General features: G+C 70.9%; 17 protein-coding genes. 10 read left to right on the top strand and 7 right to left on the bottom strand.

The features are described 5' to 3' along the window. Positions 1-2: 2 nt before the first annotated feature. On the top strand, positions 3-1,910 hold the full coding sequence (locus tag ACFYYW_RS36845; RefSeq protein WP_387655997.1) for a DUF2264 domain-containing protein: 1,908 nt from the start codon (positions 3-5) through the stop codon (positions 1,908-1,910). Next, positions 1,907-3,001 carry a right-handed parallel beta-helix repeat-containing protein gene (locus tag ACFYYW_RS36840; protein WP_387655995.1) on the top strand — a complete coding sequence of 365 codons (1,095 nt, stop codon included), beginning with the start codon at positions 1,907-1,909 and terminating at the stop codon, positions 2,999-3,001. The genes ACFYYW_RS36845 and ACFYYW_RS36840 overlap by 4 nt, the downstream gene beginning before the upstream one ends. Before the next feature lie 135 nt (positions 3,002-3,136). Here the strand turns inward: ACFYYW_RS36840 and ACFYYW_RS36835 are convergent, their stop codons facing one another. From ACFYYW_RS36835 to ACFYYW_RS36815, 5 genes are all read right to left on the bottom strand, one after another. Further along, positions 3,137-4,282 (bottom strand): serine hydrolase domain-containing protein, encoded by a 1,146-nt coding sequence (locus ACFYYW_RS36835; RefSeq protein WP_387655992.1) that lies wholly within the window; start codon positions 4,280-4,282, stop codon positions 3,137-3,139. A 179-nt stretch (positions 4,283-4,461) separates the two neighbouring features. After that, the gene (locus ACFYYW_RS36830) at positions 4,462-6,270 is read right to left on the bottom strand and encodes a dipeptide ABC transporter ATP-binding protein (RefSeq protein WP_387655989.1); all 1,809 of its coding nucleotides are present in this window, start codon (positions 6,268-6,270) and stop codon (positions 4,462-4,464) included. After that, on the bottom strand, positions 6,267-7,142 hold the full coding sequence (locus tag ACFYYW_RS36825) for an ABC transporter permease (RefSeq protein WP_352326472.1): 876 nt from the start codon (positions 7,140-7,142) through the stop codon (positions 6,267-6,269). The genes ACFYYW_RS36830 and ACFYYW_RS36825 overlap by 4 nt, the downstream gene beginning before the upstream one ends. After that, entirely contained in the window at positions 7,139-8,086 is a 948-nt protein-coding gene (locus ACFYYW_RS36820) for an ABC transporter permease (protein ID WP_387655985.1), read from the bottom strand. The genes ACFYYW_RS36825 and ACFYYW_RS36820 overlap by 4 nt, the downstream gene beginning before the upstream one ends. Next, positions 8,083-8,706: a TetR/AcrR family transcriptional regulator gene (locus ACFYYW_RS36815; protein ID WP_387655982.1), complete on the bottom strand. Its 624-nt coding sequence runs from the start codon at positions 8,704-8,706 to the stop codon at positions 8,083-8,085. Before ACFYYW_RS36815 ends, ACFYYW_RS36820 begins: the two co-directional genes overlap by 4 nt. A 104-nt stretch (positions 8,707-8,810) precedes the next feature. On the opposite strand from ACFYYW_RS36815, the gene ACFYYW_RS36810 reads away from it, so the two are divergent. The 4 genes from ACFYYW_RS36810 to speB all read left to right on the top strand — a co-directional run bounded on the left by ACFYYW_RS36810 (position 8,811) and on the right by speB (position 13,871). Beyond that, on the top strand, positions 8,811-10,466 hold the full coding sequence (locus ACFYYW_RS36810; RefSeq protein WP_387655979.1) for an ABC transporter substrate-binding protein: 1,656 nt from the start codon (positions 8,811-8,813) through the stop codon (positions 10,464-10,466). Positions 10,467-10,468: 2 nt separating this feature from the next. Then, entirely contained in the window at positions 10,469-11,749 is a 1,281-nt protein-coding gene (locus ACFYYW_RS36805; RefSeq protein WP_387655976.1) for a M14 family zinc carboxypeptidase, read from the top strand. 165 nt (positions 11,750-11,914) lie between these two features. Then, on the top strand, positions 11,915-12,808 hold the full coding sequence (locus ACFYYW_RS36800) for a LysR family transcriptional regulator (protein ID WP_387655973.1): 894 nt from the start codon (positions 11,915-11,917) through the stop codon (positions 12,806-12,808). Continuing rightward, a complete protein-coding gene (speB, locus tag ACFYYW_RS36795; RefSeq protein ID WP_387655970.1) occupies positions 12,792-13,871 on the top strand; it encodes an agmatinase in 1,080 nt (359 codons plus the stop codon). The genes ACFYYW_RS36800 and speB overlap by 17 nt, the downstream gene beginning before the upstream one ends. 80 nt (positions 13,872-13,951) lie before the next feature. On the opposite strand, the gene lepB is transcribed toward speB, so the two are convergent. After that, positions 13,952-14,413, bottom strand: coding sequence for a signal peptidase I (gene lepB / locus ACFYYW_RS36790; protein WP_387655967.1), 462 nt, complete (start codon positions 14,411-14,413; stop codon positions 13,952-13,954). Between the two features lie 281 nt (positions 14,414-14,694). After that, entirely contained in the window at positions 14,695-15,285 is a 591-nt protein-coding gene (locus ACFYYW_RS36785) for a helix-turn-helix domain-containing protein (RefSeq protein WP_387655964.1), read from the bottom strand. A 73-nt stretch (positions 15,286-15,358) separates the two neighbouring features. On the opposite strand from ACFYYW_RS36785, the gene ACFYYW_RS36780 reads away from it, so the two are divergent. From ACFYYW_RS36780 to ACFYYW_RS36765, 4 genes are all read left to right on the top strand, one after another. After that, positions 15,359-16,522, top strand: coding sequence for an MFS transporter (locus ACFYYW_RS36780; protein ID WP_387655961.1), 1,164 nt, complete (start codon positions 15,359-15,361; stop codon positions 16,520-16,522). Positions 16,523-16,649: 127 nt separating this feature from the next. Then, positions 16,650-17,141 (top strand): hypothetical protein, encoded by a 492-nt coding sequence (locus ACFYYW_RS36775; protein WP_387655959.1) that lies wholly within the window; start codon positions 16,650-16,652, stop codon positions 17,139-17,141. A 557-nt stretch (positions 17,142-17,698) separates the two neighbouring features. Beyond that, positions 17,699-19,093: a phenylacetate--CoA ligase family protein gene (locus ACFYYW_RS36770; RefSeq protein WP_387655956.1), complete on the top strand. Its 1,395-nt coding sequence runs from the start codon at positions 17,699-17,701 to the stop codon at positions 19,091-19,093. Then, complete coding sequence (locus ACFYYW_RS36765) at positions 19,093-20,064, top strand: hypothetical protein (protein ID WP_387655953.1); 972 nt, start codon at positions 19,093-19,095, stop codon at positions 20,062-20,064. The genes ACFYYW_RS36770 and ACFYYW_RS36765 overlap by 1 nt, the downstream gene beginning before the upstream one ends. Positions 20,065-20,095: the final 31 nt, after the last annotated feature.

Here is a 20,095-nt window from a genome sequence, read left to right as displayed (position 1 = left end):
CGTTGATCCCTCCGTACCTGTCGCTGCCGCCGACCGACCGCGTGCTCTCCTCGCGCACCGGCTGGACCCGCGCGCACTGGGAGGCCCTGGCCGACCGGCTGCTCGGGGCGGTGACGCCGTACGCCTCGCCCGGTTTCGCGCAGCTCCGCCTCCCGGGCCGGGCGAGCTGGTCGGGCGTGGCGCTCGACGGGCTGGAGGGGTTCGCGCGCACCTTCCTGCTCGCCGCGTTCCGCCTGGCGGGCGCGGCGGGCGACGTCCCCGGCCTCGCCGAACGGTACGCCAGGGGCCTGGCGGCGGGCACCGACCCCGGCAGCGGCGAGGCGTGGCCCGAGCTGACCGACTGCTCGCAGCAGATGGTGGAGGCCGCCTCGATCGCGGTCGCGCTGCACGAGACCCGGCCGTGGTTGTGGGACCGGCTCGACGACGGCGTACGGGACCGGGTCGTCCACTGGCTCGGCGGCTTCGTCGGCAAGCGCACCTGGGACAACAACTGGATGTTGTTCCAGACGGTGACGGAGGAGTTCCTGAAGTCGGTGGGCGGGCCGTACGAGCAGCGCGAGATCGACCGCGGCCTGGAACGCATCGAGGACTGGTACGCCGGCGACGGCTGGTACACCGACGGCGGCTCGCGCAACTTCGACTACTACTGCGGCTGGGCGCTGCACCTGTACCCGCTGCTGTGGACGCGCATGTCGGGCGACGCGGAGCGGGCCGGCGTCTACACGAGCCGCCTGCACGAATTCCTCACGACATATCAGCATTTCTTCGGTGCGGACGGGGCGCCCGTCCATCACGGCCGCTCGCTCACCTACCGCTTCGCCGCCCTCGCGCCCGTCTGGCTGGGCGCGCTCACCGGCGCCACCCCGCTCACGCCGGGCCAGACCAGGAAGCTCGCCTCCTCCGTGGTGCGCCACTTCGCCGAGCGCGGCGTGCCGGGCCCCGACGGGCTGCTCTCCCTCGGCTGGTACGAGCCGTTCCTGCCGGTGACGCAGGCGTACTCGGGGCCCGCGTCGCCGTACTGGGCGTCGAAGGGGTTCCTCGGGCTGCTGCTGCCGCCGGACCACCCGGTGTGGACCGAGCGCGAGCAGCCGCTGCCCATCGACGAGCACGACGTCGTCGCGGCCGTCCCCGCCGCCGGGCTGCTCCTGCACGGCACCCGGCACGACGGGATCGTCCGCCTGGTCAACCACGGCAGCGACCACGGCGCGCCGCCCGACGACCCGCACTACGCCAAGCTCGCCTACTCCACCCGCACCGCCCCCGAGGCGGCCGAGCACGCCTGGGCCCGCGACCTCGACAACCACCTCGCGCTGGTCGCGCCCGACGGCACCCCCTCGCGCCGTACCGCGATCACGCCGCTGACGTGCGCGGACGCCACCGCCTCCTCCTCCCATCGGACCGCGGGCGGCGCACTCGTCACCAGCACCTCGGTCGTCCGCGGCCCCTGGGAGCTCCGCGTCCACGAGATCGCCGGCGGCGAGGACGGCGACGAAGGCGGCGGCGAGGACGGCGGCGAGGACAGCGGTGAGGGCGGTGTGCGTGAAGGCGGGTTCGCCGTGGCCGGGGACGTGCCGCCGACTGTGGCGACCGGGCGCGGATGGGCGATGGCGCGCCGCGCGGACGGCCTCACCTCCGCGATCGTCGCCCTGCACGGCTGGCGGCGGGCGAGCGTCGCGCGCGAGATCGAGTCCAACGCGTTCGGCCCGCACTCGGCCGTCCCGTGCCTGCACGCGGACAAGCCGGGCCTGCACGTCTCGCTGGTCGTGCTCTCCGGCGACGCCGTGCACCCGGCCGCCCTCCGCGACGCGATCACCGTGGACGTCGCCGCCCGCGAGGTCGTCATCGGCTTCCCCGACGGCACGTCCACGATCTTGACACGGTCTCCCGGCCCGGACCACAGTGCTTCATGATCGGAAGACGGACCTTTCTCAGCGGCGCGGCGGCCCTGGTCGCCGGCAAGGCGTTCACCTCGTTACCCAGCTACGTCAGCGGCTCGGAGATCCAGAAGCTCCTCGACGCCGCCCGCGACGGCAAGGGCGCCAAGGACGCCGCCGGCCGGTACGTCGCCGAGGTCCCCAAGGCCACGTACCTGCTGACCGAGCCCCTCGTCGTGTACCGCAACACCCACCTGGACGCCACGGCCGCGCGGATCGTGTCCCGCTTCCCCGCCGAGGGCGTGAAGCACACGATGGTCCTGAACGCGGTCGGGGCGGCCACCGGAGGCTACGCCGGAGCGGGGAACATCGCGATCACCGGCGGGAGCTGGGACCCGGTCTGGGACTTCGTCCAGCGCGGCGCGCTCGACGAGGCCCCGGCGATGAACGGCATCACCGCCGTGCACGCCTCCGACGTCCTCATCCAGAACGTCACCATGTGGAACGTCAAGTGGTGGCACGGCATCGAGCTCAACGCCGTACGGCGCGGCACGGTCAGCGGCTGCGCGCTCAAGGGCTGGATCCGCGACCCCGGCCAGGGGTTGTGGCACGGCGAGGCGGTACAGCTCGACCTGCCCGCCGGGGACAACACGTGGGGCGGCGCGAGCGACCTGACGCCGTGCACCGACATCCTGCTCACCGGCAACACCTGCGACATCTCGGGCTCGCAGGCGGGCTGGGGGCAGTTCACCGGCTCCCACACCTCCGACCCCGCCCACCCGCACACCAACATCCGCATTCAGAACAACCTCGTACGCAACACCCGCTACGACGGCATCGCCACCGTCAACGCCCAGAACGTCCGCATCACCGACAACCAGGTGGAGAACTGCGAGGGCGGGATCTACGTGAAGTCGGTCGCGGGCGCGCCGCTGCGCACGGTCGAGATCACCGGCAACCAGGTGACCGGCACCGGCGCCCGCGACGCCGTCGGCATCCGCGCCGACGCGGCGCCCGTCACCGACGTCGTGGTCACCGGCAACACCGCGCCCTGCGAGAAGGTCCACTACTACGGCGCCGTCACCGCGAGACCGGGCACCACGCTCGACTGCGCCCCCACCTCCTGACCGGCCGACAGCACGGGCGGCCCACGCGGACGCGGGCCGCCCGCGTCCGCGTGGGCGATGTGGCCACCACGATCGCAGACCCATGACCTGGGCCGATGTGCTTGGCGTCCGCGCCGGCCGTGCCCTCTTCGGGCGTCAGGAGGTTGCGGACGCGTAGGCCTTCGCCAGGTCCGTCCAGATCGTCCTGGCGGCTCCCCTGCCTTCCTGGTTGGTCACGACCATGAGGGTGACCCCTCTCGCCATGTCGGTGCCGCCCAGGGAGGTGAAACCGCCGTACAGCCCTGAGTGCCCCTGCCAGCTGCGCCCGGAGACGCTGGTCGCCAGGGTGCCCATCCCGTAGGGCTCCCCGGCCTGGACCGACTGGGGCGTCACCTTGATCATCTGCGTGACTGTTGCAGGCAGCAGGAGCCGTTTCCTGGCATACAGCGCGTCGAGGAGCTTGGCGGCGCCGAGTGCGGTCCCGGCGAACATCCCGTCGCCGAACGGCATGCCGTACACGTCGGTGGGGATGCCGGTGGCCCCGTAGCGGGTGAAGTAGTCGATGGTCTTGCCGTTGTCGACCGTGTACCCGTGGGCGAAACGCAGGAACGCGCTGTCGGATCGCTCAGCGGTCAACTCCGTGCTGGTCGCCCCCGTCCGCTGGACGAACGCGCGGATGCCGCTCGCCAGTGCGGCGTCGCCGCCGGACACCCTGCTGAGCAGGTGGGCGATGATGACGAAGCCGGTGTTGGAGTACTCCCACTTCGTGCCCGGCGCCACTGGCGCGTGGATTCCCGGTGCCAGCATGGACCAGGTGTAGGGCCGGTTCGGGTCGTAGCGGTCGCCGGGCGGGAACAGGCCGGCGGTCTCGGGGGCGCCGTAGATGTCCGGGTAGCCCGCCGTGTGCTGGAGCAGCATGCGCAGGGTGACCGTGGTGGAGCCGGGGACGTCGTTGCCGAGGTACGTCGAGATCGGGCTGTCCAGGGACAGCGTGCCGGTTTCGACCAGGTGCAGAGCGTAGGTGGCCAGCACCAGCTTGCTGAAGCTGGCGTAGGCGAACATCGTCGAGCTGGTGACGGGCGTTGTCGGGCTGTTGATCGCCTTGCCGGAGACGGTCGACCAGACAGGGGTGCCGTTGCGCAGCAGGACTGCCTGGACGCCGGGGTTGCCGACCTTCGAGGAGGCTCTGGCGAACGCGGTGTCCAGTGCGGCCGAAACCGGGTCGGAGATCTTTGGCTTCGCCCCGGCGGCCGGGGCGGAGGCCACCAGGAGGCTGAGGGCCAGGACGAGTGCTCGTATCATTGCACGCCCTTCTCTGGGGGATACGCGTCATTGTGGAGGCGGGTTTCCCGGCTGCTGTTGGCCGGAGCGCCAAGGTTTCTGCCAGGCGGATGACGTGAGAGACAAGGAGCGGAGGCGGGGCGTGGTCCACGCGCCACCGTGCCGACGGGCGCACCGAGGCGTGACGTGGGGACCGCTGCTCAGGCGCTCGCGTTCGTAGGACGGCGCGTCGGTTTCCAGCCGGGCGTGGGGACGCTGCCGCGCAGGGCTCGGGTGTACGGATGTCGGGGGCGGTCCAGCACGTCACCTGTGAGCCCGCTCTCGACGATGCGGCCCTGCCGCATGACGACGCAGGTCTCGGTGAGCTGCCGGACGACGGCCAGGTCATGGCTGATGAGGAGGTAGCTGACCCCGGTGGCGTGCCGGATGTCGTCGAGCAGGTTGAGGATCTGCGCCTGGATCGACACGTCCAGCGCCGAGACGGACTCGTCGAGGATCAGCACCTTGGGTTCCACCGCCAGCGCTCGGGCGATGGAGATCCGCTGTCGTTGTCCCCCGGACAGCCGGCGGGGGAACGCCTGCTGTTGCCGCTCGTCGATCCCCACCATGTCGGCGAGTTCGCGGATCCTGGCCGCGCGTGCGCGCCGATCCAGTTCGGGCCGGTGGAGGCGCAGCACCTCGTCGAGGCACGCCTGCGCGGATCGGCGCGGGTCGAGCGTGGAGTAGGGGTCCTGGAACACGATCTGCAGTTCCCGAGCGCGATCCCGGCGTTCGCGGAGCCGCGCAGCGGGTGAGGAGCGGTCGCGGCCGCAGACCGTGATCGTCCCGGCGGTGGGCGTGGTCAGCCCGACCAGCATCCGGGCCACCGTCGTCTTCCCTGATCCTGACTCGCCGACGATCCCGAGCGAACCGCCGGAGGCGAGTGAGAAGGAGACGTCGTCGACGGCTCGGTGGCCGGGGAAGTCCTTCGACAGTCCGGTGACCCGGAGCACGGTTTCGCCGGAGGCGGCCGGTCGTTCCCGGGCGCCGACGCTCGGTACGGTCGTGAGCGTGATCTCGGCGCGTCTCAGGCATCGCGCGGGTGTCGCGGAAGTCATGTCAAGCGCCGGATGCTCCCGGGTGCACCGGTCGATCGCGAAGTCACACCGGTCGGAGAAGGCACAACCTGGCGGAGCCTCGAAAGCCGCCAGCGGTCGTCCCGGTACGGCCCGCAAGCGGGGAAGCGCGCGCCCGAGGTCGGGGCGAGCGCCCAGCAGACCGGCGGAGTAGGGGTGCTGCGGCGCGGTCAGCAGCCGATCGCTGGCGCCGACCTCGACGATCTCCCCGGCGTACATCACCGCGACGCGATCGCTGATGGCGGCTGCGAGTTCGAGGTCGTGGGTGATGAACAACATCGCCATGCCGCGATCCCGGCGCAGGTCGTCCAGGAGCGCCGTCACCTCGGACTGGGTCGACACGTCCAGCGCCGTGGTCGGCTCGTCGGCGAGCACGAGCTGGGGATCCCCGGCGAGCGCCACGGCGATCATGATGCGTTGCAGCATCCCGCCCGAGAGCTCGTGCGGATACTGGCGCAGTCGTCTTCGGCCGTCGGAGATGCCGACCTCGTCGAGGAGCTTGACCATCTTGGACTCGGCGGCGGCACGGCGAAACCCTCCGGTGGTGGTCAGGCCCTCCACCAGGAAGTCCCCGACGGTCCGCACGGGGTTCATGTGGACGCGCGGATCCTGGTGGATCATCGCGATCTTCGTGGCGCGGTAGCGGCGCAGGGCCGCCTCGTCCAGGCGGAGCACGTCCTGGCCGTCGACCGTGATGGTGCCCGACACCGTCGCCCGGTGAGGGAGCAGCCGGGCGATCGACCGGGCGGTCATCGACTTGCCGGAGCCGGACTCGCCGACGAGGGCCACCGTCTCGCCCGCGGCCACCTCGATGCCGAGGTCGCGCAGGACGAGGCGCCGCCGTCCACCGACGGTGAGACTGACGTTCAGGTCGCGGATCGTCAACAGGGTCATGCGGCCAACTCCTCGGCTCGGCGCAGCAGACGATTTCCCACCAGGGAGAAGGAACAGATCGCGGCGATCAGGCAGACCCCGGACGCGATCGACTCGGCGGGATATCCGGCCAGGACGCCGGCCTGCCCCGTCGACACCATGACCCCCCAGTCGGCCGAGGGCGGCTGCACGCCGAGCCCCAGGTAGGACAGCCCGGCCAGGTCGACCGTCGCCCACGCCAGGGTGAGCGCGGCCTGGCCCATGACCATCGGCAGGACGTTGGGGACGACATGCCGCGAGCAGATCGCCATCCCGGAGAATCCCTGCGCGGTGAGCGCGTCGACGTAGTCCTTGCCGATCTCGGCCAGTGCGGCTGATCGCACGACGCGGGCGACGTAGGGCACGTAGGCCAGCGCCAGGGCGATCACCAGGGCGAGCGGGCCGGTTCCGAGCACGGCGGCGGCGAGGACGGCGAGCAGCAGCCCGGGGAAGGACATGGCGGCGTCCAGGACGCCGGCCAGCACAGTGTCGACCCACCCGCCCCGCCAGGCCGCGACCACCGCCACGGCCATTCCCAGCGTGGTGGCGAGGACGACGATGGACAGCGGGCCGAGGAAACTGGATCGGGCGCCGACGAGAAGCCGGGAGACGATGTCGCGGCCCTGTCCGTCGTACCCGAGCCAGTGACCTGCGTCCGGCCCCCAGTACGCCTGCGACAGCTCGACCGCGTCGGGGTCGTGCGGGGCGAGCAGTGGCCCGAAGAGCGCCAGGACGGCGAACAGGACGACGCCCGCGAGGGCGAGGTGGCCGGGCAGGTCCAGCCCGGCGATGCGCGGAAGACGCCGCCGCATGCCCGACCTGTCCGGGTGGGTGAGCTGATCGAGCAAGGTCATGACGGACTCCACTGGGAGCGGACGCGTGGGTCGAGGAAGGCCGCGAGCAGGTCGACGAGCAGGTTGGTGAGCGCGAACATCACCAGCAGCACCATCGCGATGGCCTGCGCGACGGGGAAGTCCTTCTGCGTCACCGAACTGATCAGCAGTCCGCCGAGGCCGTTGAGCTGGAAGGCCGTCTCGACGATGGCGGCGCCGACGACCATGCCGGCCAGGGACAGCCCGGCCGCGGTCACGATCGGAACCAGGGAGTTGCGAAGGACGTGCCTGCGGAACACGTGCCGGCGTGGCAGGCCGCGGCCGAACGCCGTCTCGACGTGCTCCCGTCCCATCTCCTCGCGGATGGACGTCTGGACGACCGAGCCGACCACGGGCCACCAGCCGACCGACAGCGCGACGGCGGGCAGCGCGAGATGATGGAGGCGATCACCCCATCCCGTGCCCTGGCCGAAGACGGGGAACCAGCCGAACCCCACGGCGAACACCGAGATCAGGACGGTCGCGGCGACGAACGCCGGGGTGGCGATGCTGACGCTCATCAGGGCCGAGACGCCGTCGTCGATCAGCCGGGACCGGCGTTTGGCCAGTCCGCCGAGCAGCAACCCCGCCGCCACCACGATGAGGAAGGTCATCAGCACCAGCAGCGCCGTCGTCGGAGCGGCGGTGCGCAGCAGTTCCGAGACCGGCGCGTGCTGCTGAACGGACTCGCCGAGGTCGCCGCTGAGCAGTCCGCGCAGCCAGGAGACGTAGCGCTCGGCGAAGGGCTGGTCGAGGTGGTATTGCTCGGCCAGGGCGGCGCGCTGCGCCGGTGTGGACGGCCGGTTGCCCAGGAGGAAGTCGATGGGGTCGCCGGGCGCCAGCAGGATGCTGGCGAACACGGCCATGCTCGCCGCGAAGAGCGTGGCCACGAAGATGCCGATGCGCGACAGGACGAATCTGGTCATGAGCCGGCCGGTCGCTGATCGGATTCACGCATCCTGAGTCCGTCGAACAGGTGGGTCAGGCCCGCCCGCGTCGCGCTCTCCAGGTAGTGAGCGTTCGGCGATATGACGGCGGACAGGAACAGGCCGTCGAGGGTGGACGACAGGAACTGGGTCAGGTCGGGATCCGGCTCGCCGCCCAGCGCCCGGACCGTGGCGTCGCACAGCGCGAACCCGCTCGCCTCCCATGCTTCGAAGGCGCTTCGGTCGAAGTGTTGTCCTGCCAGTTCGAGGGTCAGCGCCAGGGTGGCGGTCGTGGCCACCTTCCGTTCGCCCGCACGGCTCATGACCTCGGCGACGAACAGTTCCACCAGTGCGGCCGGGTCGTCGCCGGTCTCCTCCACCTGGGCGCGCAGCCGTGCGAACGCCGCGGCCTCCTGCGTGGCGACATCGGCCAAGGCGCCCGCGATCAGCGCGTCGGTGCTGGAGAAGTAGTAGGTGATCAGCCCGGGTGCCGCTGCTGCCTGCCTGGCCACGCTGCGATGGGTGACGGCACGGACTCCCGCGTCCGCGATCACCTGCAAAGTCGCGTCGAGGATGCGGCGACGGGTCTGCTCCCCCTTGGGGTGCGAGTGGGTCGGCATGGCGGACATTCAACCCAAAGTTGTACTTGTGTTCAAGACTTTCTTGTGCAAATGTTCAACACCTTCGTCGGTCCTTCCCCTGTTTCGTCCTCAGGAGGCACACGATGTCCCATCCGCTTCGTCGACGCCGGCCGGCCGGACCGGTCGCAGCCGTCGTCGGCGCCGTCCTGGTTCTCACCGGTTGCGGGCGCGCACACGACGACAGGCCGGCAACCGCGCCGGAAGGCCATCCGGTCGCCGCACCCGCGGCCACCGGACGAGTCGAGTCGGTCACGTGGAACCTCCCCGGCGAGCCCGCCAGCCTCGACCCCACGAAGGCCTTCAACGGAGCCGACCTGTGGGTGAGCTCCAACGTGTGCGAATCGCTGCTGACCTTCACGCCTGGCGGCTCCGTGGAGCCGGGACTGGCGACGTCGATCAGCACACCGGACCCCAGCACCTACGTCGTGCACCTGCGGCCGGGGGTCTCCTTCAGCGATGGACACCCTCTGACCGCCGAGGACGTCGCCTTCAGCCTCAAGCGCGTGACGGACCCCGCCTCCGGGTCCTACTGGAGCCAGTTCGCCGTCCGCCTGGAGAAGGTCACCGTCACCGACGCCCGCACGGTCACGATCACCCTGAAGCAGCCGGACACCGTCTTCACCGGGATGCTCGCCACCCCGATGGCGCAGATCGTCAGGAAGGCGGCCGCCGAGAAGGCCGGCACAGCGTTCGGCAGCGCCCGGGGCGGCATCGTGTGCACCGGTCCGTACACGGTGGAGTCGTGGAAGAAGGGCGACAGCCTCACGCTGGCCGCCAACGACCGCTGGTGGGGCGCGGGCCGGCGACCGCTCCTGGCCCGGCGGGTGACGTTCACCTTCATCGCCGACGACAGCACCGTCGCCTCCGCTCTCGCCAACGGCGACGTGGACGGGACGTTCTCCGTCCCGGGCGGCGCCGCCCTGTCCAAGCTGACGAACACGGCCCGCGGGAAGCTGTACCTCGGGCCTTCGACCGCGCAGACCGCTGTGGTGCCCACCCGGCTCACCGGCACGGGTCCGCTGGCGAACCCCCTGGTGCGCGAGGCGTTGTCGTACTCCGTCGACTATCCCGGCATCATCTCCACGATCTTCGGCCCCACCGCGAAACCCCTGCGCGCCATCGTGCCGCCCGGCGCGTTCGGCTACGCCACCGCCACCTTCCAGCAGGCCTACGACGCGCTGCCCGAACCCCGGCGGGACCTCGCCGCCGCCCGACGACTCCTCGCCCAGGCGGGCACCCCCCACCCGGCCGTCACGCTCGCCGTCCCGTCCGGATCGGCCGACCTCGTGCGCGTCGGTGAAGCCATCCAGAGCAACGCCAAGCAGGCGGGCTTCGACATCACGATCAAGTCGATGCCCGACGCGGACTTCTACCCGCTGTTCTCCAGCGCCGACGCCCGCGCCAAGGTCGACGCGTTCGTCACCGACTGGTTCGCCGACATCCCGGATCCCCTTGAGCTCTACCAGCAGATCGGAACGCCGGGATCGGCCGCCGACTTCGGCGGGTACGACAACCCGAAGGTCGCCGCGCTTCTCGATCAAGCCCGGTCGACCCCTGACGCCGAGCGGCGCGCTCAGCTCGTCGTCCAGGCCCAGCAGGCCATCACCCGCGACAAGGTGTGGATTCCCGTCGCCTACAGCCTCGGCGCCATGTTCCTCAACAACCGCCTCGGCGGCGTGACTTCCGCCAGCCCTTACAGCCTCTACTCGCCCTGGCTCACGACGCTCGGAGGACGCTGAGCATGGAACCACTCAAGCGATACCTCGGACGGGTTCCGGACGCCTCCCACTTCCCGACCCTGCCCGAGATCGAAGATCGGCTGCGGCGGATCCACGCGCGACACCCGGAGACGACGGCGCTCGAGGTCATCGGCGCCTCTCGTGCCGGGCTGCCGCTCACTATGCTCTCCGTGGGCGCAGGGGCCGCACGCGGTGACCGGCACGCCGTGGTCACCGGCATGCCCCACCCCAACGAGCCCACCGGCACGCTGGGAGCCCTGGCCCTCGGCCAACTCCTTGCCGAGGATCCGGCGCTGGTGAAGGAACTGGGCCTGGTCTGGCATCTCGTGCCGTGTGTGGACCCCGACGGCGCCGCTCTCAACTACGGCTGGTACGCCGGCCCCTACACCCGCCGCCACTACGCCGAGCACATCTACCGCCCCCCGTTCCCCGAGCAGTACGAGTGGACGTTCTCCCGGCCCGACCTCGATCCGCCCGGCCTCGACCCGATCCCCGAGTCGGCGGCGGTCGCCGCCGTCATCGACAGCTTGCGGCCGGCGTTGCTGATCACCATGCACAACGGCGAGGCCGGCGGTCTCTTCGCGTATGTCACCCGGGATCTGCCCGGCCTGGTCGAAGGGCTCGGGGCGACCGGTGAGGCGACAGGGTTGCCCATTCACGGTGGCCGTCCCGAACTCGACGTGCACGTCCTCGGCCCAGGGCTCTTCCAGATGTCGGATCCAGCGGGCGGCATGCTGTCGAGCACCGAGTACGCCCTGGCCCACGGCACCGTGGGCGTCGTCCAGGAGCCACCGATGTGGGTCCATGCCGGCATGGCCGACGACGCTCCCAGCGATCGGACCCTCCGGCAGGTCCACGACGCCGCCCAGGCAGCCAGAGCCGACCTGGCCGTTCGCATGGCCGGCTGGGTCGCTGCCGTCCGGGCCCACCACGAGCTCGACACCCCGCGCGGCCGGGGGGTGCTGGAGCAACTGCGATCCCTGGACGCCGGTCCCGAGCCTGGCCCGGAGCCGGCCGACCAGCCGTGCACCCTGGCCTACGCCCGATCAGTGGCCGAGGACGTGCGGCTCGACACCCTGCGCTGCACGGGACATCTGACGGCGTTTCTCCGGGAGGAGTCGAAGAGGTCGCCGTTGACTGCGGAGGTCGCGGGCGTCCTGGCCGAGGTGTCGAACACCCTGGTCGCATCGGCTGAGCAGGAGAGCGAACTCACCTTCGTCGGACTCGGGCCCGCCGTCCGGGCGCACGTCGGCATCGCGCTGACCGCTGCGAGCCTGTTGTGAGCGACCGCCTGCGGGCAGGAGGCTTCGTCGCACGGCCTCCCCGGGGATCTCACCACCGTCGTGATGCACCACCTCCGATCGTGGAGACTGGACCGACTGCGGAACTGGTCCGTGCGCCTCGTCATCGCTCAAGGCGCACCCTGCTTGAGGCGGTGCCCCGACTGCATGATTGACCTGCGTCAGCTCCAGGTGCTGCGCGCCGTCGCGGTGAACGGCTCCCTGGCGGGGGCGGCACGGCAGCTCCGGTTCGGCCAGCCCACGATCAGCTACCACCTGGAGGCCCTGGAATCCCACCTCGGCGCCCGGCTGGTCGAACGCAGCCCTGCCGGCGCCGTCCTGACCGACATCGGCGCGATGGTGCTGGAGCACGCGGCCGGGGTGCTCGACCGGATCGCCGTGGTGGAGTCGGACGTGCAGGCCCGGCTGGCCCACGGCCTGGCCACTCTGCGTGTCGGCGCCTTCACCACGGCCGCCACGAAACTGCTCCCACGCCCGCTGCGGCGAGCGACCGAGGGCAGCGGGGTCCGGGTCGAACTGACCGAGGCCGAGCCCCTTGAGCTGCTGACGCGGGTCAGGTCCAGGTCGCTGCACTGTGCGCTGATCTACGACGTCGCGGGTGTCACCCCGCGCTACGGATGGGATCTGCACGTGGAGAGACTGTTCGACGATCCCTTCCGCCTGCTGCTGCCCGTGGAGCACGCCCCCGCCGGGCCTGTCGACCTCGGGCAGTTCGCCGAGGAGGGCTGGATCATCTCCGCCGGCGGCTACGACCCGAGCGACCAGACGCTCTTCGCCACCTGCCAATCGCTTGGCTTCCGCCCCCGCATCGTGCTTCGCACGGACAACTACAGCGTGATCCACGGCTTCGTGGCCGCCGGCGGCATGGTCGCGTTGGTGCCCGAGCTCGCGCTGGAGCAGGGGCACGACGTCGTCGCCCGGGAGACGGCGCAGGACATCGGCGCGCGCAGCGTCCTGTTCGTCACCCCTGCCGGCCCGCAGCCGCCCCTCGTCGAACGGCTTCGCGCGCAGCTCCATAGCCACTATGGAGCCGCTGCCTAAAACCATGGCATTCCGGCCGTATCGCCTGGCTGACACGATGGTCGACATGACCCGTTACGGCGCCATGTACGGCCCTGACCTCACGTTCCTCGGCGTGCCTGCCTGTGATCTCGACCAGCCCGAAACCTGGAGCGAGGCTCAGGTCGTCATCCTGGGTGCTCCATACGACGGCGGCACCTCCTACCGGGCAGGCGCCCGATTCGGTCCCGGCGCCATCCGCCAGGCCTGCTACCTCGGGCACGACGGCACCCGGCCCTCCCTGGCCCTGGGCGTGGACGGCCTGCTCGACCTCAAGGTCAAGGACGCCGGAGATGTGGAGATGTTCAGCGGCGACGCGCACGGTGCCCACGCGGCCCTGGAGCGGGCCGTGAACATCGTCTCGGCGGCCGGGAAGATTCCGCTCGTCCTGGGCGGTGATCACTCCATCGCCCTGCCGAACGTCACGGGCGTCGCCCGCGCAGTCGGCTGGGGCCGGGTCTCGATCATGCATTTCGACGCCCATGCCGACACCGGAGACAGCTCCTTCGGCTCGCTCATCGGCCATGGGCAGCCGATGCGCCGCCTCATCGAGTCCGGCGCCGCCAGGGGTGACCGGTTTCTGCAGATCGGGCTGCGCGGCTACTGGCCCGGGCCCGAGACGCTCACCTGGATGGCCGAACAGCGGATGCGCTCCTACGAGATGACCGAGGTCGTCGAGCGCGGCCTGAACACCTGTCTCGACGAGGCCGCGCAGATCGCCGTCGACGATTGTGACGGCGTGTATCTGTCGATCGACGTCGACGTGGTCGATCCCGGAATGGCCCCGGGCACCGGCACCCCCGAGCCCGGCGGACTGACCTCACGCGAACTGCTGGACGCCGTCCGACGGCTTGCCTACGAGTTGCCCATCGTCGGCGTCGAGGTGGTCGAGGTCGCTCCTGGCCACGATCAATCCGACATCACCGCCATGCTCGGCAGCCGGATCGTGCTGGAAGCGCTGTCCGGTCTCGCCCGCCGGCAGGCGGAGAAGAACGGCGGGCTCGAGCCATGGGATCGCAGCCGGCCGTTGCTCGACAGGTACTGACGCACGAACGCGCCCGACAGGCCAAGAACGCGCAACTGAAGGTCGCCGTCGATCGGCCGCGGGCCCTGCGGGCGGGCGTGTCAGGGTCTCGCGAGCTTCACCACGCCGTTGACGTCGGAAACGCTGATGGTCCCGCCGCCGGGAGCGGTGGGATACGCGCGAGAGTCCAGGGCGATGTGTCGATTGTCGCTCATCACCCACAACCGGCCGGGCGGCACCTGGACGTCGAACCGCCGATGCGAGGCCGGCGGAGCGGCAAGGTACGGCTCGTCCAGCGCCTTGCCGTCGACCTGGAGCCGCCCGGCGGGATCGCAACACTTCACCGTGCTTCCCGGTACGCCGATGACCCGCGAGACGAGCAGGACGTCCGGGGTGATCCCGGTCCAGCCTTGAGGGGTTCGATAGACGACGACGTCACCCAGGCGGGGGGAGTAGTCCCCATCGGTCCGGCGCACCGGCAGGCGCGCGCCCTGCATGATCGTCGGTTCCATCGACTTGCTCGACACGCTGATCTTGAACGTGCCGAAAACCGAGTCGGCCACTCCACAGCCCGCAGTGGACGCCAACAGCAACAAGAGGGGCAAAACGGGTATACGTCCGCGAATCACCCAGGCATTATCCCGAACCGCCGAACGCTCCTGACCTCGGCCCGGGCGTCCCGCTGTTGTCCGCGGCCGTCACGTGTTTTTCTTCGATCTTGGTTTGCGCCTTCGAAGGATCTGTGAGTCTGATGGATCCTCACCCGGATGGGCGTGGCCGGACACCTTTCCAGTCATCGCGACATGAGCGCCATAGGACGGAGTTTCACGGCAGACCGGTCGAATCAGCCCGGTACAAGGCCCGCGTAGCGAGGGTCTCGGGCCCCGGCATAGACCACGACCATCGTGAAGTGGGCCGGCTCCGGGCCCTGGCTGCTGTAGGCGTGCGGGCGGTCGCCCCGCATGCGGAGCGCGTCTCCCGCGGCGAGCTGAAAGAGTGCCCCGCCGACGGTCACCGCGATGCTGCCCGAGTGGAGCTGCAACAGCTCCCGGGTGCCGGGCGGATGCGCGGGCGTGGAGATCTTGTCGCCGGCAGGCAGCCGGAACTCCCACAGCTCGGTGAAAGGCGGCTGGCTGTCGTTGATCAAGAGCCTGGCGCGGCCTTCGGAGCGAACCACGGCGTCGGCGGCACGGGAGACGCGGCCGAGCTCCTCCGGGGGCTCGACCAACTCGCCGATCGAAACACCCAGCGTGGCGCTGATCCGGGCGAGCGTCGCGATGCTGGGGTTGGTGCGCATGGTCTCGATCTGCTGGAGCATGCCGCGGCTGACGCCGGACCGGGTGGCCAGCTCTTCCAGCCGCCAGCCTCGGTCTTGACGTGCGGCGCGCAGGTTCGCGGCGAGGGTGTGGCCTACGGCCTCGGCGGGATCGTTCATGGCGCAATGCTGCCCTAGGGTGCAAGATAGTGCGACTATGACACAACATATTGTTCACGCCGAGCGTCGAGCGGTGCGGCGGCTGCTCGGCGCCAGCTTCGTGGACTTCCTCGGCTCGGGGCTCTTCTTAGCTTTCTCGGCCGTCTACTTCACCGGCGTGGTCGGGCTCGCCGCAGGTCAAGTCGGGCTGGGCATGAGCATCGCGGGCGCCGCGGCCATCGCCGCCGCGGTGCCGCTGGGCCGGGCGGCCGACCGCTACGGCGTCCGGCGGGCCCTGGTGCTGGTGCACGCCCTACGCGCTGCCGGAACCGCCGCCTACGCCTTCGTCGGAGACTGGTGGGGGTACCTCGTGGTCGTCACGGTCATCACGGTCGCCGACCAGATCGCGACTGCCCTGACCCAGGCGTACGTGGCAGAGATCGTCGAAGGGGACAGCCGGGTGAGGGTGCTGGCCTCGTACCGGACGGTGATCAATCTGGCGATCAGCATCGGCGGCCCACTCGGAGGGCTGCTGGCCGGCACCGGTCTCTTCCGGACCATCATCCTGGCCAACGCGGCGGCCTATCTTCTGGTCACTGCGGCCTTCGCCACCCTGCCCCAACCGGTTCGAGCCGAAGCGCCCGCCCCGGTCCGGCGAGGCTGGGGCGTGCTACGTGACCCGCGACTGCTCTCGCTGGCTGGTGTGGACGGCGTGCTGCAGCTCTGGCAACCGATCCTCAACCTCGCCTTTCCGCTGTGGCTCGCCCGAGCGACCACATTGCCGGACGGCTTACTCGGGGCGCTGTACGCCATCAACACAGTCCTCGCGCTCGTCTTCCAAGCTCTCGTGGCACGCCACATCACAAGCCTGAGAGCTGCCCGGCGATCTCAGCCCGTCGCTGCGGCATTCGCTGCTGCCGCCTGTCTGTTGTTCTGGTACGCGGCCCAGTCGATGCCTCTTGCGCTCTTCTGTGCCGCGCTGGTGCTGCTCACCGCGGCGGAACTGATCGCTGTCCCCGCGGCATGGACGTTGTCGTACGCCTTCTCTCCGGACGACCAGAAGGGCGAGTACCTGGCGGCGTTCGGCATGGGTCGCTCGGTCAGCCGCTACGTTCTCGGCCCCATCCTGATCACCGGCATGCTCGAACTGGCGGGCGGTTGGACCTGGGGCGTCCTGGCGCTGCTCTTCGTCGCCGCAGGCGTCATCGCCCCCCTGATCGTCAGGAACGCAGACGCAACGCGGTCGGCCGCCAGCTGACCGACATCTGCCCGCACCTGACGCTCCACCCCTGCCTGTCCTTGTACTCGACGTCGGCGTCCGGTTTCGGGCGCTGTGCGTTCCTCGTCGGACTTGTTGTTCCCGTCATTGGAGGGATCATGGACGCGTGAGGGCGGAGATGCTTGCGCGTCTGTCGGCGGCCGATCCCGGTATGCGGGCCGAGGCGCTGCGGTGGTTCGCGGCGCACGGGGACTCCGGCGACGCGGCGGCCGTGGCATCTCTCGTGCGGGATCCGGGCGAGTTCGATGATCGGGATCATGACGACCCGCCCGAGTCGGCTCGGACGCCCGTCCGGATGGTCGCGCTCGAAGCGCTCGCCCGGCTGGGGGCGCCGGGGATGTTCACCGGGGTGTTCGACGACGCGCTACAGGACGGCGATCTCCGGGTCCGGGGGCGGGCCGCGCTCGGCGCTTCGGCCGGGGCGCTGCTGGCGCGGCTCGCCGTTGAGGGCGATCGGGGGGTGCGGTACCGGATCGCGGTCGGACTGCTCGCCGGTGACGTCGGCCGCGATCAGGCGGTTGCGGCCCTGGAACGGCTGCGTGACGGCGACGATCCGGCAGCGGTCGCCGCCGCCTCCGTCCTCGACGCGCTGGCGTGACGGAGTCCGCCGCGCTCAACCTCATCGCTTCAGCCGTCCTGACCGGTCCCGAGCCCGGCCGACCAGCGAAGCCGGGCTCGTGTCTCGTACGAGGACCTGGCCGACGCGATCGTACTGGTCAGCGGCCCGTCGGGGTCGGGCAGGTCCACGCTGCCGGCCTGCCTGGGCGGGCGTGGCCGAGTGAGCCGTCCGGGGGTGAGTCGGCTCGGGCGGGGGCTGGGGGCGGCGCCGGCCAACCGTCCGGCGCTGCTGCCGGCCGACAGGTTGGAGCCGCGGTGTTGTAGTGCGGACGGGGCCCGCCACCAGCGGTTTGTAATGACCTTGTAGTGACTGTGTAGGGGCTCTCTGGCAGCGGCTCGCACTCTTGATCTCAGAGGGCGCGATCGGTGCGCCCCCTGAAGAACTGGGAGTTCGTCATGGTCAAGACCGCCCGTCGTTACGCGAAGTACGCCGTCAGCACCCTGTCCAGCGCCATCTTCGGGCTGCAGGTCTGACGAACAGCGAGTGATCCCCCGGGAGCCCGCTCCCGGGGGACACCATGACGGGAGGAGAGCGGCGTGTTCGGCACCGCGGTACGCCAGCTCGGCTACGCCTGGTCGATGATGTCGGGGCGCAGGTTCCGGCTGCGGGACGTCCACACGCTGGTCGACGACATGCGCGAGACGCTGGAGACGTTCGGCTCGCCCGGCGAGGGCGCCGACGACCTGATCGCGGGCAACGACCCCGAGCTCCAGGAGGACCTCGCCCGGCGGCGGCTGCGGCGCACGGTGGCCCACGCGGCGGCCGAGAGCCCTTACTACCGGCGGTGGTTCGCGGAGCACGGCGTGGACCCGGCCTCGATCACCCCGCAGACCCTGTCCTCGATCGCCCCCACCTCCAAGGCCGACCTGCGCGGCAGGCCGGCGGCGTTCGTCTCCGACCGGGCCAGGCCATCCGTGCTCGCGCACACGACGGGCACGACGGGCACGCCCACGCTCGTGTGGTTCTCCGCCTACGAGATCGAGCTGCTGTCATGCCTGTCGGCGCTCTCGCTCATGATGTCCGGGAACGTGCGCACGGACGACGTGTGGGCCAACGCGAGCAGCTCGCGGTCCGTCGCGCAGATCCTCACCGAACGGGCCGTCACCCGTACCGGGGCCGTGTTCGCCCACCTGGGCACCATCGACCCGGCCGCCACGCTCGACCGGCTGGCCACTCCGCTGCACGTCCCGGGAAAGCGCGCGCAGATGTCTCACCTCAACGTGCCGGCCTCCCACCTCGCGGCGCTCGTGCAGGAGGCCGAGCGGGGCGGCTGGCGGGCCGCCGACTTCGCGCTGACGACCATCTGGTCCGGCGGCGAGGTCCTCACCGACGCGCTGCGCGAGCGGGCGGAGCACGCCTTCGGGGCCGAGGTCCGCGACGGGTACGGCATGACCGAGATCGCCCCGGTGTCCGGCCGCGTCTGCCCCGACGGTCATCTGCACCTGTCCGCCGACCAGGGCCTGGTCGAGATACTCGACCCCGAGACCCTGGCCCCCGCCGCTCCCGGCGAGGTCGGCACGATCGTCGTGACGCCGTACTCCGCGTTCCGCGACACCACGCTCCTGCTCAGGTACGTCACCGGCGACCTCGTCCAGGTTCTGGCCGAGCCCCCGACGTGCGCCCTCGCCGCCCTGCCCGCCACCTCGCGGGTGCTCGGCCGCAGGTCGCCCGGCGGGCTGACCACGCGTGACGTGCTGGACCTGCTGCAGGCCGAGCACGCGCTGCCGCTGCCCACCCGGTACGCCCTGGAGGGCACCCTCCTGTACGTCGTCGCGGGCAAGGCCGAGCAGGGCCTGCTCGGCCGGCTGGAGGAGCGCGCCCACGGGCTGCCCCTGACCGGCATCGTCCTGGTCGAGAGCGCCGAGGACCTGCCCACGCCCTGCCGGCTGCGCACGGACCTGCTGGAGATCAGCTTCGAGCGAGGACTGTGATGACCCCGTACGTGCTCGCCCTGTACGCCCTCGTCGTTCTGGCCGTCGCGCTCACCGCCGCGTACCTGCGCCGTTACGTCATGCCCAGACCGCCGGTCGGCCGGATGGTGGGCGCGGACATCGCGGTCATGGTGGTGACGCTGGTCGTGATGCCGTTCGCGTACCTGCACCTGCCCACGGGCGTCGTCGTGTCGATCTTCGGGCTCGTGGTCCTGACGTTGACCCAGCTCACCCTCGCCCCCGTGCTGGGCGGCCGGTGGGGAATGCTCGCCGCCCTGCTCCTGTGCGCCGCCGACGTCACCGCCTTCGCGCTGGCATGGCCGGCCGCGCTCCTTGTGATCAACGACGCGCTGCTGATCCTGCTCGTCGTCGGCGTGGTGAACATGTGGGTGCAGGCGGCGATCACGCCCGCGCAGGTGGCCGCCCTGGCCGCCGCCCTCACCCTGTACGACACGCTGGCCACCGGGCTGACGTCGCTCACCGCCGACTTCGTCCAGCGGATGCAGGGGCTGCCGTTCGCGCCCGTGCTGGCCTCCTCCTATGGCGACGATCCCGCCCTCATCGGGCTCGGCGACTGCCTGATGTTGTCGATCTGGCCGGTGGTGGCACTGCGGGCGTACGGGAAGGCGGCCGCGTGGTGTGCCGCCGGCCTGGAGGCCGTCCTGCTGGCGCTGTCCATCGCCTTCGTCCTGTCCCATGGCCGGCTGCTGCCGCTGCTGACCGTGCTCGGGCCGCTGATCGTCGTGCAGTGGCTGTACTGGCGGCGCCGGCAGGCGCGCCGGACGCCCGTCCCGGCCCGGCCGGAGGTGAACCGGGCGCTGGAGGTGGCCGACGCGCCCGCCGGGATGTGGGCCGCCCTGTCGCCCGAGGGCGTGCTGGTCGCCGAGGGCGCCACACCGGGGCTGGCGCGCAAGGAGGCCAGGCTGGCGGGAACGCAGGGCGTGCCGGTCGTGTGGCGGCTGGGCGAATAGCCTCGGTCAGGGCGCCAGAAACGCGGCCCCC

The organism is Nonomuraea sp. NPDC001831 (assembly GCF_042892035.1).
GTDB lineage: Bacteria > Actinomycetota > Actinomycetes > Streptosporangiales > Streptosporangiaceae > Nonomuraea.
The sequence above is the reverse complement of the archived record's forward strand: the minus strand, read 5'-3'. Positions and strand labels throughout refer to the sequence as shown.

Bases quoted from the DNA above. Each gene is read 5' to 3' on its own strand.
- ACFYYW_RS36830 (WP_387655989.1), bottom strand. From the start codon at position 6,270: ATGACCCTGTTGACGATCCGCGACCTGAACGTCAGTCTCACCGTCGGT.
- ACFYYW_RS36825 (WP_352326472.1), bottom strand. From the start codon at position 7,142: ATGACCTTGCTCGATCAGCTCACCCACCCGGACAGGTCGGGCATGCGG.
- ACFYYW_RS36800 (WP_387655973.1), top strand. From the start codon at position 11,915: ATGATTGACCTGCGTCAGCTCCAGGTGCTGCGCGCCGTCGCGGTGAAC.
- ACFYYW_RS36840 (WP_387655995.1), top strand. From the start codon at position 1,907: ATGATCGGAAGACGGACCTTTCTCAGCGGCGCGGCGGCCCTGGTCGCC.
- ACFYYW_RS36810 (WP_387655979.1), top strand. From the start codon at position 8,811: ATGTCCCATCCGCTTCGTCGACGCCGGCCGGCCGGACCGGTCGCAGCC.
- ACFYYW_RS36820 (WP_387655985.1), bottom strand. From the start codon at position 8,086: ATGACCAGATTCGTCCTGTCGCGCATCGGCATCTTCGTGGCCACGCTC.
- speB (WP_387655970.1), top strand. From the start codon at position 12,792: ATGGAGCCGCTGCCTAAAACCATGGCATTCCGGCCGTATCGCCTGGCT.
- ACFYYW_RS36765 (WP_387655953.1), top strand. From the start codon at position 19,093: ATGACCCCGTACGTGCTCGCCCTGTACGCCCTCGTCGTTCTGGCCGTC.
- ACFYYW_RS36835 (WP_387655992.1), bottom strand. From the start codon at position 4,282: ATGATACGAGCACTCGTCCTGGCCCTCAGCCTCCTGGTGGCCTCCGCC.
- ACFYYW_RS36815 (WP_387655982.1), bottom strand. From the start codon at position 8,706: ATGCCGACCCACTCGCACCCCAAGGGGGAGCAGACCCGTCGCCGCATC.
- ACFYYW_RS36805 (WP_387655976.1), top strand. From the start codon at position 10,469: ATGGAACCACTCAAGCGATACCTCGGACGGGTTCCGGACGCCTCCCAC.
- ACFYYW_RS36785 (WP_387655964.1), bottom strand. From the start codon at position 15,285: ATGAACGATCCCGCCGAGGCCGTAGGCCACACCCTCGCCGCGAACCTG.